Consider the following 14421-nt stretch of genomic DNA (forward strand, 5'->3'; position numbering starts at 1 on the left):
TCCGGCAGCCGGCCCGGCGCGATGACGTACGGGGCGACGGCGACGCGCGCGACGCCCTCGGCCCGCAGTTCCCGCACGGCGTCCGCCGTGCGGGGAAGGGATGCGGAGGCGAACGCAGGCCGCACGGCACACCAACCAGTGGTGCGCCGCCACTCCCGCGCGATTTCAGCGATCACTGCGATCGCCTCCGGGTCCGAGGACCCCGCCGAGGCCAGTACGACCCCGGTCGAGGCACGGTCGGCGGGGGAGAGCCCCGCCTCGGTGAGCCGCCGCTCCAGCGCGCCGACCAGCAGCGGCGCGGGGCCGAGCACGTCGGCCTGCTGGACGGACAGCCGGGGCAGCCGCGCGCACGCCTCGCGCAGCACCGCCGGGATGTCGGTCTTGGCGTGGAAGGCGCGGGTGAGCAGCAGCGGCAGCGCCACCACGTCCCGCACGCCGTCCGCGTGCAGCCGCTCCAGTACCTGCGGCACGCTCGGCGCGTTGAAGTCCAGGTAGCCGACCTCGACGCGCAGTTCCGGGTGCAGTTCGCCGACCCGTGCGCACAGCGCGCCGACGGTCGCCGCGTGCCGCGGGTCCCGGCTGCCGTGCGCGATCACCAGCAGCGCGGGCCGCGCGCGCAGCCCGCACCGGCCGGCGGCCGAGGCGGTGCCGGGGGTGGGGGCGAGCAGGTGGGGTCGCATGGGGTGTCCGTTCGCAGGGTTCTCGTGAGCGGTCAGCGGGCGTTGGCGAGGAGTCCGCGGCTGCGCAGCACGCGGCGCTCCACGGGGGCGAAGATGAGCAGCTCGATGCCGATGCCGACGACCAGGATGAGCAGGATCGCGGCGAGCACGAGCGACATGTCGGAGCCGACGCGGCCCTGGTCCAGCAGCTGGCCGAGGCCCGCGCCGAGGTCCGGCGAGGTGGCGATCAGCTCGGCGGCCATCAGCGACCGCCAGGAGAACGCCCAGCCCTGCTTGAGCCCGGAGATGTAACCGGGCAGCGCGGCGGGCAGCAGCACATGCCGTACGCCCCGCAGACCGGTCGCGCCGATGGTCCGGCCCGCGCGCAGGAACAGCGGCGGGATCCGGTCCACGCCGGAGACCAGCCCGTTGGCGATGGACGGCACGGCGCCCAGCAGTACCACCGCGTAGATCGTGGCGTCGGTGATGCCGAACCAGATGATCGCGGCGGGTACCCACGCCACCGACGGCAGCGACTGCAGGCCGGAGAGGATCGGGCCGATCGCCGCGCGCACCGCGCGCACCCGGGCGACCAGCAGCCCCAGCGGCGTACCGATGACGAGCGAGGCGACGAAGCCGAGCGCGCCGCGCGAGACCGACTCCCAGACGTAGCTGAGGAGCGTGCCCTCCAGCCACTTCTCGCGGAGCGAGCCCCACACGTCGAGCGGGCTGGGCAGCTGGTAGTGCGGCTTGACCTCGACGTGGTACGCGAGCTGCCACAGCGCCAGCACGATGACGACGGCGACGACCGGCGGCAGGACCTTGGAGAGCAGCGTACGCAGCACGGGCGGGCGGCTGACGACCTGCGTCTCCAGCGCGTCCAGCCCGGCCTCCAGGCCGGCGGTCTCGGCCCCGCGCGCGCCCGCCGCCTTCGCGTCGGCCGCGTTGCGGGTCTCGGTGGTGGTCTCAGTGCTGGCCATGGCGGCGGATCTCCCCACGGAGCTGTTCGGTGATCTCTACGGAGAGCTCGGCGACGGCGGCGTCCTCGATGCGGCGCGGCTGCGGGATGTCGACCTCCCACTGCCGGGCGATGCGCCCGGGCCGGGAGGACAGCAGCACGACCCGCTCCGCGAGCCGGACGGCCTCGCGGACGTTGTGCGTGACGAAGAGGACGGACAGGCTGGTCTCTTCCCAGATGCGGGTCAGCTCGTCGTGCAGCACGTCGCGGGTGATGGCGTCCAGCGCGGCGAACGGCTCGTCCATCAGCAGCAGTCCGCTGTCCTGGGCGAGCGCGCGGGCCATCGCGACCCGCTGCCGCATGCCGCCGGACAGCTCGTGCACCCGCTTGCCGTACGCGCCCTTGAGCCGGACCAGCTCCAGCAGCCGCTCGGCCTCGGTACGGCGCTCAGCGCGCGGCATCCCGCGCAGCTTCAGGGCCAGTTCGATGTTCTTGCCGGCGGTGAGCCAGGGGAAGAGCGCGTGCTCCTGGAACATCAGGGCCGGGCGGCTGCCGGGCACGTCGATGGTCCCGGCGCTGGGCTCGTCCAGCCCCGCGACGAGGTTGAGCAGCGTGGACTTGCCGCAGCCCGACGCGCCCAGGAGGCAGACGAACTCGCCCGGCGCGACATCGACCGTGATGTCGTCCAGTACGTGCTGCTGCGCGCCGGGGCGGCCGAAGGACTTCGAGACGTGGTCGATACGCGCCGCGTAGCCGGCCGTCTGCTGCGGGCCGGCCGTGGCGGCCTGCTGGGTGAGGGTAGGGGTCGTCATCGGTGTCACCTCCTGGGACCGTACGGATCGATCGGTTACTGAGCGCCGAGCCCGGCGGCGTCGACCGGTGGCTTGCCCTCGGCCTTGAGCACCTTGTTCAGCGGCCGCAGGTCGTAGATGCCGTTCAGGTCGGGCTTCTTCAGCAGCCCGGCCTTGACCGCGTGCCGTGCCTCTTCCTTGAGGGTGGAGGCGAGGGGGTCGTCGGTGACCTGGACGTTCCGGAAAGCGTTGTTGAGTACCTGGTCCGGCAGCCGGGTGCCGGAGACCTTGGGGTCGGCGAGCGAGGCGTTGACGGCCTGGGCCGCCTCGGCCGGGTGGCCCTTGATCCAGTCGTTGGTCTTCACCGAGCCGCGCAGCACGGCCTCGACGGCCTTGGGGTGCTCCTCGAGGAACTGCCGGCGGACGATGATGTTCGTGATGACGAACTTGCCGTCCTTCCAGAGCTGCTTCTCGTCCAGCAGGGTGCGGCCGCCCTCGGCGACCAGCTTGGAAGCGGTCGGCTCGGGCACCCAGGCGCCGTCGATGCCGCCCTGCCGGAAGCTGCCCGGGATCTCCTTGTTGTCCTGGCGGAGGACCCCGACGTCGCCCTTCCCGGTGTCCGGGTCGACCTGGTAGCCCTTCTCGCCCAGGTAGTTCAGGAGCGCCACGTCCTGGGTGTTGCCGAGCTGCGGGGTGGCGATCCGCTTGCCCTTGAGGTCCTTCAGGGACTTGACCTTCTTGGGGTTCACGACCAGCGAGACCCCGCCGGAGGCCGAACCCCCGATGATCTTCAGGTTGTCGCCGTGCGACTGGACGTAGCCGTTGATCGCCGGGGACGGGCCGATCCAGCCGATGTCGATCGTGCCCGAGTTCAGCGCCTCGATCTCCGAGGGCCCGGCGTTGAAGATGTACGGCTTGACCTGCGTGCCGCCCAGTTCCTTCTGGAGGAAGCCCTTCTGCCGGTCCACCATCGGCGTCGCGTGCGTGACGTTGCCGAAGTACCCGACCTTGACCGCGTCCAGGCCGTCCGTCTTCGGGCCCTCCGCCGCCACCGGCTTGGTGCTCTTCGGCGCCTTGGAGCCGTAACCGCAGGCCCCCAGCGCCCCGGTCAGCAGCGGGACGGTGGCGGCCGCCGCGATCAGGCGGCGGGCGGTGGGGCGGGGGCGAGCGGCAGGCAGCACGGGAGGGGTTCCTCTCGGTGGGCCGGGGCGGTACGCGCCCCTAGGGCGCGCCCGGCAGGGCAGGTGGTCTTCGGAAGGGTCCGGCGGGCAGGGCGAGGCGGAGCGGGATCAGCGCACACATCGGCCGACTCCGCCCTGCCCGCTGCCGAGGGCGCCGCTGCCGATCCGGCCGCCCTCCTTCGCGAACGTCGAGAACGCCTCGCCCGCCATGGTCAGAAGTCCCAGCCCTCGTCGTCGGCCTCGGTCTTCACCGGCTCCGGCGCGGCGAAGGACTCGCCGACCATGCCCGCGGTGAGCGTGGTGCCGTCGTTCGGGTCGATCAGGATGAACGAGCCGGTGCGCCGCGAGTCGGCGTAGGCGTCGACCGGCAGCGGCTCGGCGGTACGGATCTTGACGCGGCCGATGTCGTTGGCGACCAGCTGACCCGGGTGCGGGTGCAGCGACAGGTCGTCGAGGGTCAGCCGGGACGGGATGTCCTTGACGATCGCCTTGACCGTACGGGTGCCGTGCTTGAGCAGGACCCGGTGGCCGACGGTGAGCGCCTGGTCGGCGACGTGGCAGACGGTCGCCTCGATGTCCTGGGTGGCCGTGGGCGCGTCCGGGGTCGGCACGATCAGGTCGCCGCGTGAGATGTCGATGTCGTCCTCCAGCAGGAGGGTGACCGACTGCGGGGTCCAGGCGACGTCGACCGGCTTGCCGAGCAGGTCGATCCCGGAGATCTTCGACGTCCTGCCGGAGGGCAGGACGGTGACCGGGTCGCCGACGCGGAACGTGCCGGCCGCGATCTGGCCCGCGTAACCGCGGTAGTCCGGCAGCTCGGCGGTCTGCGGGCGGATGACGACCTGCACGGGCAGCCGGGCGTGGCAGTGCGCCAGGTCGTGGCTGACCGCGACGGTCTCCAGGTGCTCCAGCACCGTCGGGCCGCCGTACCAGTCCATGTTCGAGGACGGGTCCACGACGTTGTCACCGGCGAGCGCGGAGATCGGGATCGCGGTGATCTCGGGGACGCCCAGCTCGCCGGCGTACGCGGTGAACTCCTCGGCGATCTTCGCGAAGACCGTCTCCTCGTAGTCGACGAGGTCCATCTTGTTGACCGCGAGGACGACATGCGGGACGCGGAGCAGCGCGGCGATCGCGGCGTGCCGGCGGGTCTGCTCGACGACGCCGTTACGGGCGTCGACGAGGATCACCGTCAGCTCGGCGGTGGACGCGCCGGTGACCATGTTGCGGGTGTACTGCACATGGCCCGGGGTGTCGGCGAGGATGAACCGCCGCCGGGGCGTGGCGAAGTAGCGGTAGGCGACATCGATGGTGATGCCCTGCTCGCGCTCGGCGCGCAGCCCGTCGGTCAGCAGCGCCAGGTCGGGCGCTTCCTGGCCGCGGCTGCGGGAGGCGTGCTCGACGGCCTCCAGCTGGTCGGTGAGGACCGACTTGGAGTCGTGCAGCAGCCGCCCCACCAGGGTCGACTTCCCGTCGTCGACGGAGCCGGCAGTGGCGAACCGCAGCAGGGTGGTCTCCGCGAGAACCTCGTTCGTGATCGTGCTCATGGTTAGAAGTACCCCTCGCGCTTGCGGTCTTCCATCGCGGCCTCGGACATCTTGTCGTCGGCGCGGGTCGCGCCCCGCTCGGTGAGCCGGGAGGCGGCGATCTCGGTGATCACGGCCTCCAGCGTCGTCGCGTCGGAGTCGACGGCGCCGGTGCAGGACATGTCGCCGACGGTGCGGTAGCGGACCTGGCGGGTCTCGACGGTCTCGCCGTCCTTGGGGCCGCCCCACTCGCCGGCCGTCAGCCACATGCCGCTGCGCCGGAAGACCTGGCGCTTGTGGGCGAAGTAGATCTGCGGCAGCTCGATGCCCTCGCGGGCGATGTACTGCCATACGTCCAGCTCGGTCCAGTTGGACAGCGGGAACACGCGGACGTGCTCGCCGGGAGCGTGCCGGCCGTTGTAGAGCTGCCACAGCTCGGGGCGCTGACGGCGCGGGTCCCACTGCGAGAACTCGTCGCGCAGCGAGAAGACGCGCTCCTTGGCCCGGGCCTTCTCCTCGTCGCGCCGCCCGCCGCCGAACACGGCGTCGAAGCGGTGCTGCTGGATGGCCTCGGTCAGCGGCACGGTCTGCAGCGGGTTGCGGGTGCCGTCCGGGCGCTCCTTGAGGACGCCACGGTCGATGTAGTCCTGTACGGACGCGACGTGCAGCCGCAGCCCGTGCTTCTCGACCGTACGGTCCCGGTACTCCAGGACCTCCGGGAAGTTGTGCCCGGTGTCCACGTGCAGCAGGGAGAACGGCACCGGCGCTGGCGCGAACGCCTTCAGCGCCAGGTGCAGCATGACGATGGAGTCCTTGCCGCCGGAGAAGAGGATCACCGGCCGCTCGAACTCGCCCGCCACCTCGCGGAAGATGTGCACCGCCTCGGACTCCAGCGAGTCCAGGTGCGACAGGGCGTAGGAGTCGTCCTGCCCCGCGCCCGTGTCCGTGATGGCTGCCGTCGTCATGCCAGTCCCCTTTCGGTGAGCAGCGCGTGCAGCGCCGCCGCGGACTCCTGCACGGTCTGGGTGTGCGACTCGATCCGCAGATCGGGCGACTCGGGAGCCTCGTACGGGTCGTCCACGCCGGTCAGCCCGGAGATCTCGCCCGCCGCCTGCTTGGCGTACAGGCCCTTCACGTCGCGCTCGGAGCACACCTCGACGGGCGTGGCCACGTGCACCTCCAGGTAGGGGGTGCCCTCGGTCTGGTGGCGCTTGCGCACCGCCTCCCGGCTGTCCGCGTACGGCGCGATCACCGGCACCAGCGCCTTGACGCCGTTGCTGGCCAGCAGCTCGGCGACGAAGCCGATGCGCTGGACGTTGGTGTGCCGGTCCTCCCGGCTGAAGCCGAGACCAGCGGAGAGGAACTCCCGGATCTCGTCGCCGTCGAGCACCTCGACGCGGTGGCCCTCGCCGCGCAGCCGCTCGGCCAGCTCGCGCGCGATGGTCGTCTTGCCCGCGCTCGGCAGACCGGTCAGCCAGATCGTGGCGCCCGTCATTCGTATCTCCTGAGTGTCCGTCATCGTGCGGTCGGCGGCCTTACCCGTGCAGTCCGCACTCGGTCTTGTTGCTCCCGGCCCAGCGGCCGGCCCGGGCGTCCTCGCCCGCCAGCACGCGCCGCGTGCAGGGCGCGCAGCCGACGGAGGCGTAGCCGTCCTGGAGCAGCGGGTTGGTCAGTACGCCGTGCTCGGCGACGTAGGCGTCCACGTCGGCCTGCGTCCACTTCGCGATCGGCGAGACCTTCACCTTCTGCCGCTTGGCGTCCCAGCCGACGACCGGGGTGTTCGCCCGGGTGGGCGACTCGTCCCGGCGCAGGCCCGTCGCCCACGCGTCGTACCCGGCCAGGCCCTCTTCGAGGGGCTTGACCTTGCGCAGCGCGCAGCACAGGTCCGGGTCGCGGTCGTGCAGCTTCGGGCCGTACTCGGCGTCCTGCTCGGCCACCGTCTGACGCGGCGTCAGAGTGATGACGTTGACGTCCATCACCTCGGCGACCGCGTCCCGGGTGCCGAGGGTCTCCGGGAAGTGGTAACCGGTGTCCAGGAACACCACGTCCACGCCGGGGAAGGCACGCGAGGCCAGGTGCGCGACGACCGCGTCCTCCATCGAGGAGGTCACGCAGAAGCGCGGACCGAAGGTCTCGGCGGCCCACTTGAGGATCTCCAGGGCCGGGGCGTCCTCCAGGTCGCGGCCCGCCTGCTCGGCGAGCGCCTGAAGGTCGGCTCCAGTGGTTGCGGTGGTCACGACTCACCTCCGTCGGAAGGGGACTTGCCGGACACTCCCTCGGTCAGCAGGCCCAGGAATTTCAGCCGGAACGCCCGGCTGCAGGACCGGCATTCCCAGGCCCCGTGGCCTTCTTCCGAAGGCCGCAGGTCCTCGTCCCCGCAGTAAGGGCAGAAGAACGGCGCGGCACGTTCACTCACTTGAGCGCACCCTCTTCGGCGCGTGCCGCCCATTGGGCGAACCGCTCGCCGTCGGTGCGCTCCGCCTCGTAGTTGCGCAGCACCCGCTCGACGTAGTCGGGGAGCTCGTCGGCGGTGACCTTCAGGCCGCGGACCTTGCGGCCGAAGCCGGCCTCCAGGGCGAGCGCGCCGCCCAGGTGCACCTGGTAGCCCTCGACCTGGTTGCCGTCGGCGTCCAGGACCAGCTGGCCCTTGAGACCGATGTCCGCGGTCTGGATACGGGCGCAGGCGTTCGGGCAGCCGTTCAGGTTGATGGTGATCGGCTCTTCGAACTCCGGCATCCGGCGCTCCAGCTCGTCGATGAGGGCGGCGCCGCGGCCCTTGGTCTCGACGATGGCCAGCTTGCAGAACTCGATGCCGGTGCAGGCCATCGTGCCGCGCCGGAACGGCGAGGGCTTGACCTGGAAGTCCAGCGCCTCCAGCCCGGCGACGAGCGAGTCGACCTGGTCCTCGGCAACGTCGAGGATGATCAGCTTCTGCTCGACGGTGGTGTTCAGCCGGTCCGAGCCGTGCTCGGCGGCCAGCTCGGCGAGCTTGGTGAGGGTCTTGCCGTCGACGCGGCCGACGCGCGGCGCGAAGCCGACGTAGAAGCGGCCGTCCTTCTGCTTGTGCACGCCGATGTGGTCGCGCCACTTGGAGACGGGCGCCTCGGGCGCCGGGCCGTCCACCAGCTTGCGCTTGAGGTACTCGTCCTCCAGCACCTGGCGGAACTTCTCCGTGCCCCAGTCGGCGACCAGGAACTTCAGGCGGGCGCGGTTGCGCAGCCGGCGGTAGCCGTAGTCGCGGAAGATGCCGACGACGCCGGCCCAGACCTCGGCGACCTCGTCCAGCGGGACCCAGGTGCCCAGCCGCTGCGCGAGCTTGGGATTGGTGGACAGGCCGCCGCCGACCCAGAGGTCGAAGCCGGGGCCGTGCTCGGGGTGGTTCACGCCGACGAACGCCACGTCGTTGATCTCGTGGACCACATCCTGGACGGGGGAGCCGGAGACGGCGGTCTTGAACTTGCGCGGCAGGTTGGAGAACTCCTTGCTGCCGATGTAGCGCTCGTGGATCTCGTCCACGGCAGGGGAGCCGTCGATGATCTCGTCGGCCGCGATGCCGGCCACCGGGGAGCCGATGATCACGCGCGGGCAGTCGCCGCACGCCTCGGTCGTGGACAGGCCGACGGACTCCAGCTTGTCCCAGATGGCGGGCACGTCCTCGATGCGTACCCAGTGCAGCTGGATGTTCTGCCGGTCGGTGATGTCGGCGGTGCCGCGCGCGTACTGCTCGGAGACCTCGCCGATGGCGCGCAGCTGGGCGACGGTCAGCCGGCCGCCGTCCACCCGCACCCGCATCATGAAGTACTTGTCCTCCAGCTCCTCCGGCTCCAGGACCGCGGTCTTGCCGCCGTCGATGCCGGGCCGGCGCTGGGTGTACAGGCCCCACCAGCGCATCCGGCCGCGGAGGTCGTTGGGGTCGATCGAGTCGAAGCCGCGCTTGGAGTAGATCGTCTCAATGCGTGTCCGCACATTGAGACCGTCGTCGTCCTTCTTGAACTGCTCGTTGCCGTTGAGCGGAGTGAAGTGACCTACGGCCCACTGGCCCTCGCCGCGGTGGCGTCCGGCCTTGCGGCGGGTCGTGGCAGGGCGTTCGGGGGTGGCGGCCATGGTGAGTACGTCCTTCTCGGCGGCTGCAGGGGATGCGGTTTCAGGCAGGGGTGCACCCACTGTGACCTGCGAAGACGTGCCTGTTCACGACGCGTCGGAGCGCGCCTTGGCATGACTTGCCGGATCAGGGGTGGTCGCACGTCCGCGGCGATGGGGACGGCGGGAGAAAGTCGGTGGAGCTGGGTGCTGTCAGGGGCGGGGAACCCCTGTGCGGTACAGCGTCAGCGCGCCTGACAGATGGCGCTGGACACGCGCGCAAGGTCGACGTGGCGCCGACTCACCAAGGCAATTCCAGCTCGAGACATGACGGAAGCGTGGCACGACGGTCTTGGGGCAGTCCACCGTTGTCCAGAATGCGGACGAGTATGTCTTGCAAAGTGAGACAATGTGGCGCCGGTCACGTTCCGCTTGGCGTGACCGGCGTCCGGGGGCGGGCTCAGGCGCCCGGCCAGGGGCCGGGGGTGGCCGTCTCCGGTTCCTCTTCCACGGTGGTGTCGTAGATCCGCAGCCCGCGGCGCTCGTAGTTGCCCAGCGCGTACGGGCCGTCCTTGCTGCACGTGTGCAGCCACACCCGCTTCGTCGGCACGCACTCGGGCCAGCGTTCGGCCAGGTCCCAGGCGCGCGCGAGACCGTACGAGAGCAGGTGGCCGCCGATCCGGCGGCCGCGGAACGCCGGTATCAGGCCGAAGTACACGATCTCCACCGCGCCCTCGCCGTCCGCCTGCAGCTCGATGAACCCGGCCGGCGTCCCGCGCTCGTACGCCACCCACGTCTCCGTACCGGGCCGCCCCAGGTGCTCCTGCCACTGCGCGTACGTCCACGGCAGCCGGTCGGTCCAGGTGACGTCCCCGCCCACCGCCGTGTACAGGAACCGGCTGAACTCCGGCAGCGGCGTACCGGACCGGACGATCCGCACCTCCTGCCCGGCGGGCGGCTCGGCAGCGGGCACGAGATCCGAGGCGGCGGTCTGCTCCAGGTACCACGTGGTGACGGTGACGCTCATGGCGGCCACCCAATCATGCGCAGCGCCCGGAGCCGCCGCCGGTCTCGTCCTGTGAGAAGACCGCGCCCGCGAACCGCGCCACCTGCTTACCGCGGCGGCAGCGAGGCGCCGAGAAAGCCGCCGCCCCAGCGCGCCACCCGCTCCCCCGTGCGCATCGAGCCGCCGGTCGCGGCAACGGGATTTCCGGGTGCGCCGGTGGTCACTCGCGGGGGGCGTGGCCCCGGGCCGTCAGTACCGCCGGGGCCGTGGAGTGGGGGAGGAGGTCGGTGGGGTGGGGCGGGCGGTGGAGTGTGACCTCGATGCCGTCGGCGAAGCGGTACGGGCGGTGGGAGAGGACGCAGCCGAGGGTGCGGCGCAGCCGGGAGAGTTCGGCGCGGACCGTCGTGGTGCGGCCGGCGTCCCCGAACAGGTCGAGGGAGAGCTGCGCCGAGGTGCGGCCCTCGGGGTGCAGGGCCAGCACGAGCAGCACCTCGGCGTGGCGCGGGCTCAGCTCGTGCGACCAGCTGCCCGCCGGGCCGGACACCGTCACCGTCCGGCGGGTCCGGCAGCCGAAGTCCAGCACCACCCGGCTCGGCGCCGGGTCCAGCGGCCCGTCGTCCCCGATCCGCACCAGCCAGCCGCCCGGCAGCGGCTCCAGCACGCACAGGCCGTACCGCGGCAGCCAGAGCGGCCCGGCCTGCGGGCATCTGGGCAGCGCCACCCGGTCCGGCGGGGCCGTGCCGGTGGCGGCGGCCGTCCAGCCGTCCCGGTCCACCGCCAGCGCCCGGCCGCCGAGCCGGGCCAGCAGCGGCGCCGCGCTCGCCCGCAGCCGGTCCAGCGCGGCCAGGTGCGCGGTGCGCTGCTCGCACTCGGCGAGCCGGGCGACGGCGGAGACCAGCGGGAGGGTGGTGGGGTGGAAGGAGCGCGCCGGGCCGCTGAGGTCGACGACGCCCAGCAGCCGCCCGTCGCGCGGGTCGTGCAGCGGGGCGCCGGCGCAGGTCCACTGGTGGTGGCTGCGTACGTAGTGCTCGGCGGAGTGCACGAGGACCGGCTGCCGGGTGACCAGCGCGGTGCCGATGCCGTTGGTGCCGACCACGTCCTCGGTCCACGAGGCGCCCGGCTCGAACCCGTGCCGGTCGGCCATCCGGCGCACCGCCGCCGGTCCCTCGCGCCACAGCACCCGGCCCTCCGGATCGGTCACCACCATGATCTGCTGGGCCGCCTCGGCGCACGGCAGGAGCCGGGCGTGCAGCACCGGCAGCAGCTGCGCGAGCTGCGAGTGGTGCCGGCGCTCCTCCAGCTCGGCGAGGGACAGCGGACGTTCGCGGCGGTCCCGGTCCGGGTCCACTCCCTGGCCGAGCACCCGGCGCCAGGATTCCCCGATCACCGTACGGAGGCCGTCGGGCGGGTCGTCCCCCGCGAGGGCGGCCTCTCGTACGGAAGCCAGCCGACGGGCCGCTTCCCGGGAGTCCAGCGCCGTTGTCAGGACGGGGGTCCGGGTCCTGTCGTGGTGCCGTGTGCTCAACATCGCTCCGCTTGTGCAGTTCTGGTGTATCGCTGCGGCCCATCGTGCCGGGGCGGGGCCGCCGCCGAGCACGGAATCGGCAGATCCGTTGCAACGTCGTGCAACGGTTGCCCCGCGGTGCGACGAGCGGAAAGGGTGGGGGCAAGCCGTCTCCGTGCGCCGGGGCAGGGCCGCCTCCTCGCGCCCGCCCGCGCCACGTCCGGCTGCCCCGCCGGAAGCGGCGCCGAGTCGGCGCGGCGCCGCTTCCGGCGCAGGGCGCGACGCCCGGTCCGTGCCTCTCACCCCGAGCAGGGGCACGGGCCGGCCGCCGCGCCCCCGGCCCCCGCCGCGCGCCCCGGCCGGGCGGCGGCCGGAACCGCGCCGCTCGGGGTGCGGGCCGCGCCGTCGCCGCCGGATACGGTGAGCAGGTGCAGCAAGCGAACGAACCAGCCGAGCGCCCCCGGGGCCGTCTGCACAGGGCTCGCGTCCTGTACCGCCACGTGTCGAAACGCCGGCTCGGCTGGCTGCTGCTCAAGGACACCGTGAACTCCTGCATGGAGTACCGCGTCACCGGGCTCGCAGCGGAAGCCGCCTTCTTCTGCCTGCTCTCGCTCCCGCCGCTGCTCCTCGGCCTGATCGGGCTGCTGGGCTACATGGAGCCGTGGATCGGCCACGACACCATCGACACCATCCGGCAGAACATCCTCCAGGCGTCCGCCGCCGTGCTCTCCGACAAGGGCGTGGACCAGATCGCCCGGCCGCTGCTCGACGACATCTTCCGCGGCGGCCGGCCGGACGTCATCTCGATCGGCTTCGCCATCGCCCTGTGGTCCGGCTCGCGGGCCCTGAACGTCTTCGTCGACACCATCACGATCATGTACGGCCTGGAGGGCAAGCGCGGCATCGTCGCCACCCGCCTGCTGGCCTTCTTCCTGTACCTCGTCGCGCTGGTCCTCGGCGCCGTCGCGCTGCCCCTGATGGTCGCGGGCCCGGACACCGTGGTGCACCTGCTGCCCTCCAGCGAGGACGTCATCCGGGCGCTGTACTGGCCGGTGGTCCTGCTGCTCTCGGTGGTCTTCCTCACCACGCTGTACCACGTCTCCGTCCCGGTCCGCTCCCCGTGGCAGGAGGACATCCCCGGCGCTGTGGTCGCGCTCGCGATGTGGCTGCTGGGCAGCCTGCTGCTCCGCGTCTACCTCGCCTCCACGGTCGAGGGACCGACGATCTACGGCTCGCTCGCCGCGCCCGTCGCCGTCCTGCTCTGGATCGGCGTCTCGGCCTTCGCGGTGCTGGTCGGCGCCGCGGTCAACGCGGCACTGGACCGGGTCTGGCCCTCCCTCGCCACCGCGGCGGGCCGCGCCGAACGCGAGGAGCGCCGCCGCGCCGAGGCCGAGGAGCTGCGCCGCGCCCGCGAGGAGGCCGAGCGCGAGGGCGAACTGGACGACGCGGAGGACGACGAGGACGACGGTGACGAGGGCGCGGACGGCGGGCCGGGGCCGGAGCCGCCGTCCGAATTCCCCGAGCGCTGGTCGAAGTTCCACCCGGTGGACGACGTACGCGCCCGGCTGCACCACCTCAGGAAGGACGGGCCGCACCCCCCGAAGAAGAAGGACGGCTGAGGCCACGCGCACCATGCTGCGTACGGCTCACCTGAGGCCACGTGCCGTACGGCTCACCGCCGTTCGCCGAACACCCGCCGGTAGGCGCCCGGCGTCGTCCCCAGCGCCGCGCGGAAGCGGCGCCGCAGGTTGACCGCCGAGGAGAGCCCGACCCGGACGGCGATCGCGTCCACCGGCAGGTCGGTCTCCTCCAGCAGCGCACGCGCCGCGTCGATGCGCCGGGCCAGCAGCCACTGCCCAGGACTGACGCCGAGCTGGTCGGCGAACCGGCGGGCCAGCGTCCGCTCCGACAGCCCGGCCCGCTCGGCGAGCCGGGGCACGCTCACCCCGTCGCCCAGCCGGGACAGCGCCCACTCCAGCACCGGCGCCAGCGAGGCGTCGGCACGGGGCGGCGCCGTCGGCTCCGCCGCGTACTGCAGCTGACTGCCCTCCCGGTGCGGCGGCAGCACCATGCTCCGGGCGATCCGCGCCGCGTACGCGGCTCCGTGGTCCCGGCGCACCAGATGCAGGCACAGGTCGATGCCGGCCCCGCTGCCCGCGCTGGTCGCCACGTCCCCGTGGTCCACGTACAGCACGTCCGCCTCGACCCGTACGGCGGGGAACTCCGCTGCCAGCCGGGCGGTCGACCGCCAGTGCGTCGTCGCGCCGCGGCCGTCCAGCAGCCCGGCCTCGGCCAGCGCGAACGCGCCGCTGCAGATGCTCGCGATCCGGGCACCGCGGCGGTGCGCCGCGCGCAGCGCGTCCCGTACGGCGGGCGAGGCGGGCGTCCCGGTCGGCAGCCAGCCGGGCACCAGCACGGTGTCGGCGGTCTCCAGCGCGCCGAGCCCGGCCTCGACGAGCATCGTGTACCCGGCGGTGGTGCGCAGCGGACCCGGCCGCTCCGCGCAGACGGAGAAGTCGTAGGGCGGCGGCGTGCCGTCCCGGGGCGCGCCGAACACCTCGGCGGCACCGGCGAGTTCGAAGGCGCCCTGCGGCTCGCGCAGCAGGGCCACCACGCGGTGCGGGGGCATGACGGGAACGTACCCGAGGGTGCCGCTGCCGGCCCGCGGCGGCCGGGACGGCCGGCACGGCAGAGGCGGCCCGATGCACCCGTGCCC

The 14421-nt window shown here is 72.7% G+C and carries 15 protein-coding genes; 1 reads left to right on the forward strand and 14 read right to left on the reverse strand.

What is annotated here, in order from left to right; translation table 11 throughout:
• The 13 genes from C3486_RS29025 to C3486_RS29085 form a co-directional block, all read right to left on the reverse strand.
• Window positions 1-620: sirohydrochlorin chelatase (locus tag C3486_RS29025; RefSeq protein ID WP_181138741.1), on the reverse strand; the 620-nt coding region annotated here is incomplete at its 3' end.
• Window positions 621-712: 92 nt separating this feature from the next.
• Window positions 713-1639 carry an ABC transporter permease gene (locus C3486_RS29030; protein WP_103835751.1) on the reverse strand — a complete coding sequence of 309 codons (927 nt, stop codon included), beginning with the start codon at window positions 1637-1639 and terminating at the stop codon, window positions 713-715.
• Complete coding sequence (locus C3486_RS29035; RefSeq protein ID WP_103835752.1) at window positions 1626-2429, reverse strand: ABC transporter ATP-binding protein; 804 nt, start codon at window positions 2427-2429, stop codon at window positions 1626-1628. The genes C3486_RS29030 and C3486_RS29035 overlap by 14 nt, the downstream gene beginning before the upstream one ends.
• Window positions 2430-2464: 35 nt before the next feature.
• The gene (locus C3486_RS29040) at window positions 2465-3586 is read right to left on the reverse strand and encodes an aliphatic sulfonate ABC transporter substrate-binding protein (RefSeq protein WP_103835771.1); all 1122 of its coding nucleotides are present in this window, start codon (window positions 3584-3586) and stop codon (window positions 2465-2467) included.
• 215 nt (window positions 3587-3801) lie between these two features.
• On the reverse strand, window positions 3802-5136 hold the full coding sequence (locus C3486_RS29050) for a sulfate adenylyltransferase subunit 1 (RefSeq protein ID WP_103835754.1): 1335 nt from the start codon (window positions 5134-5136) through the stop codon (window positions 3802-3804).
• Window positions 5137-5138: 2 nt separating this feature from the next.
• Entirely contained in the window at window positions 5139-6080 is a 942-nt protein-coding gene (gene cysD / locus C3486_RS29055; RefSeq protein ID WP_103835755.1) for a sulfate adenylyltransferase subunit CysD, read from the reverse strand.
• Complete coding sequence (gene cysC, locus C3486_RS29060; protein WP_103835756.1) at window positions 6077-6610, reverse strand: adenylyl-sulfate kinase; 534 nt, start codon at window positions 6608-6610, stop codon at window positions 6077-6079. The genes cysD and cysC overlap by 4 nt, the downstream gene beginning before the upstream one ends.
• A 40-nt stretch (window positions 6611-6650) precedes the next feature.
• Entirely contained in the window at window positions 6651-7352 is a 702-nt protein-coding gene (locus C3486_RS29065; RefSeq protein ID WP_103835757.1) for a phosphoadenylyl-sulfate reductase, read from the reverse strand.
• Window positions 7349-7531, reverse strand: coding sequence for a hypothetical protein (locus C3486_RS38320; protein WP_103835758.1), 183 nt, complete (start codon window positions 7529-7531; stop codon window positions 7349-7351). Before C3486_RS38320 ends, C3486_RS29065 begins: the two co-directional genes overlap by 4 nt.
• Window positions 7528-9219: a nitrite/sulfite reductase gene (locus C3486_RS29075; RefSeq protein WP_103835759.1), complete on the reverse strand. Its 1692-nt coding sequence runs from the start codon at window positions 9217-9219 to the stop codon at window positions 7528-7530. The genes C3486_RS38320 and C3486_RS29075 overlap by 4 nt, the downstream gene beginning before the upstream one ends.
• Before the next feature lie 221 nt (window positions 9220-9440).
• Entirely contained in the window at window positions 9441-9524 is an 84-nt protein-coding gene (locus C3486_RS38840; protein ID WP_351598321.1) for a putative leader peptide, read from the reverse strand.
• 131 nt (window positions 9525-9655) lie between these two features.
• Entirely contained in the window at window positions 9656-10222 is a 567-nt protein-coding gene (locus C3486_RS29080) for a GNAT family N-acetyltransferase (protein WP_103835772.1), read from the reverse strand.
• Window positions 10223-10421: 199 nt separating this feature from the next.
• Window positions 10422-11729, reverse strand: a complete 1308-nt coding sequence (locus tag C3486_RS29085) for a GAF domain-containing protein (RefSeq protein WP_103835760.1) — start codon at window positions 11727-11729, stop codon at window positions 10422-10424.
• A gap of 404 nt (window positions 11730-12133) precedes the next feature.
• Here C3486_RS29085 and C3486_RS29090 point away from each other — a divergent pair, with 404 nt between their 5' ends.
• Window positions 12134-13324: a YihY/virulence factor BrkB family protein gene (locus C3486_RS29090; RefSeq protein WP_103835761.1), complete on the forward strand. Its 1191-nt coding sequence runs from the start codon at window positions 12134-12136 to the stop codon at window positions 13322-13324.
• A gap of 53 nt (window positions 13325-13377) precedes the next feature.
• On the opposite strand, the gene C3486_RS29095 is transcribed toward C3486_RS29090, so the two are convergent.
• Complete coding sequence (locus C3486_RS29095; RefSeq protein ID WP_103835762.1) at window positions 13378-14334, reverse strand: GlxA family transcriptional regulator; 957 nt, start codon at window positions 14332-14334, stop codon at window positions 13378-13380.
• Between the last annotated feature and the right edge of the window lie 87 nt (window positions 14335-14421).

Origin of the sequence: Streptomyces sp. Ru73 (assembly GCF_002920575.1) — a bacterium.
In the GTDB taxonomy this organism is placed as follows: Bacteria; Actinomycetota; Actinomycetes; order Streptomycetales; family Streptomycetaceae; genus Streptomyces.

What these genes read in the sequence shown, in the direction of transcription:
- C3486_RS29030 (WP_103835751.1), bottom strand. Translation starts at nt 1,639, where the DNA reads ATGGCCAGCACTGAGACCACCACCGAGACCCGCAACGCGGCCGACGCG.
- C3486_RS29035 (WP_103835752.1), bottom strand. Translation starts at nt 2,429, where the DNA reads ATGACGACCCCTACCCTCACCCAGCAGGCCGCCACGGCCGGCCCGCAG.
- C3486_RS29050 (WP_103835754.1), bottom strand. Translation starts at nt 5,136, where the DNA reads ATGAGCACGATCACGAACGAGGTTCTCGCGGAGACCACCCTGCTGCGG.
- cysD (WP_103835755.1), bottom strand. Translation starts at nt 6,080, where the DNA reads ATGACGACGGCAGCCATCACGGACACGGGCGCGGGGCAGGACGACTCC.
- cysC (WP_103835756.1), bottom strand. Translation starts at nt 6,610, where the DNA reads ATGACGGGCGCCACGATCTGGCTGACCGGTCTGCCGAGCGCGGGCAAG.
- C3486_RS29075 (WP_103835759.1), bottom strand. Translation starts at nt 9,219, where the DNA reads ATGGCCGCCACCCCCGAACGCCCTGCCACGACCCGCCGCAAGGCCGGA.
- C3486_RS38840 (WP_351598321.1), bottom strand. Translation starts at nt 9,524, where the DNA reads ATGTCTCGAGCTGGAATTGCCTTGGTGAGTCGGCGCCACGTCGACCTT.
- C3486_RS29080 (WP_103835772.1), bottom strand. Translation starts at nt 10,222, where the DNA reads ATGAGCGTCACCGTCACCACGTGGTACCTGGAGCAGACCGCCGCCTCG.
- C3486_RS29085 (WP_103835760.1), bottom strand. Translation starts at nt 11,729, where the DNA reads ATGTTGAGCACACGGCACCACGACAGGACCCGGACCCCCGTCCTGACA.
- C3486_RS29095 (WP_103835762.1), bottom strand. Translation starts at nt 14,334, where the DNA reads ATGCCCCCGCACCGCGTGGTGGCCCTGCTGCGCGAGCCGCAGGGCGCC.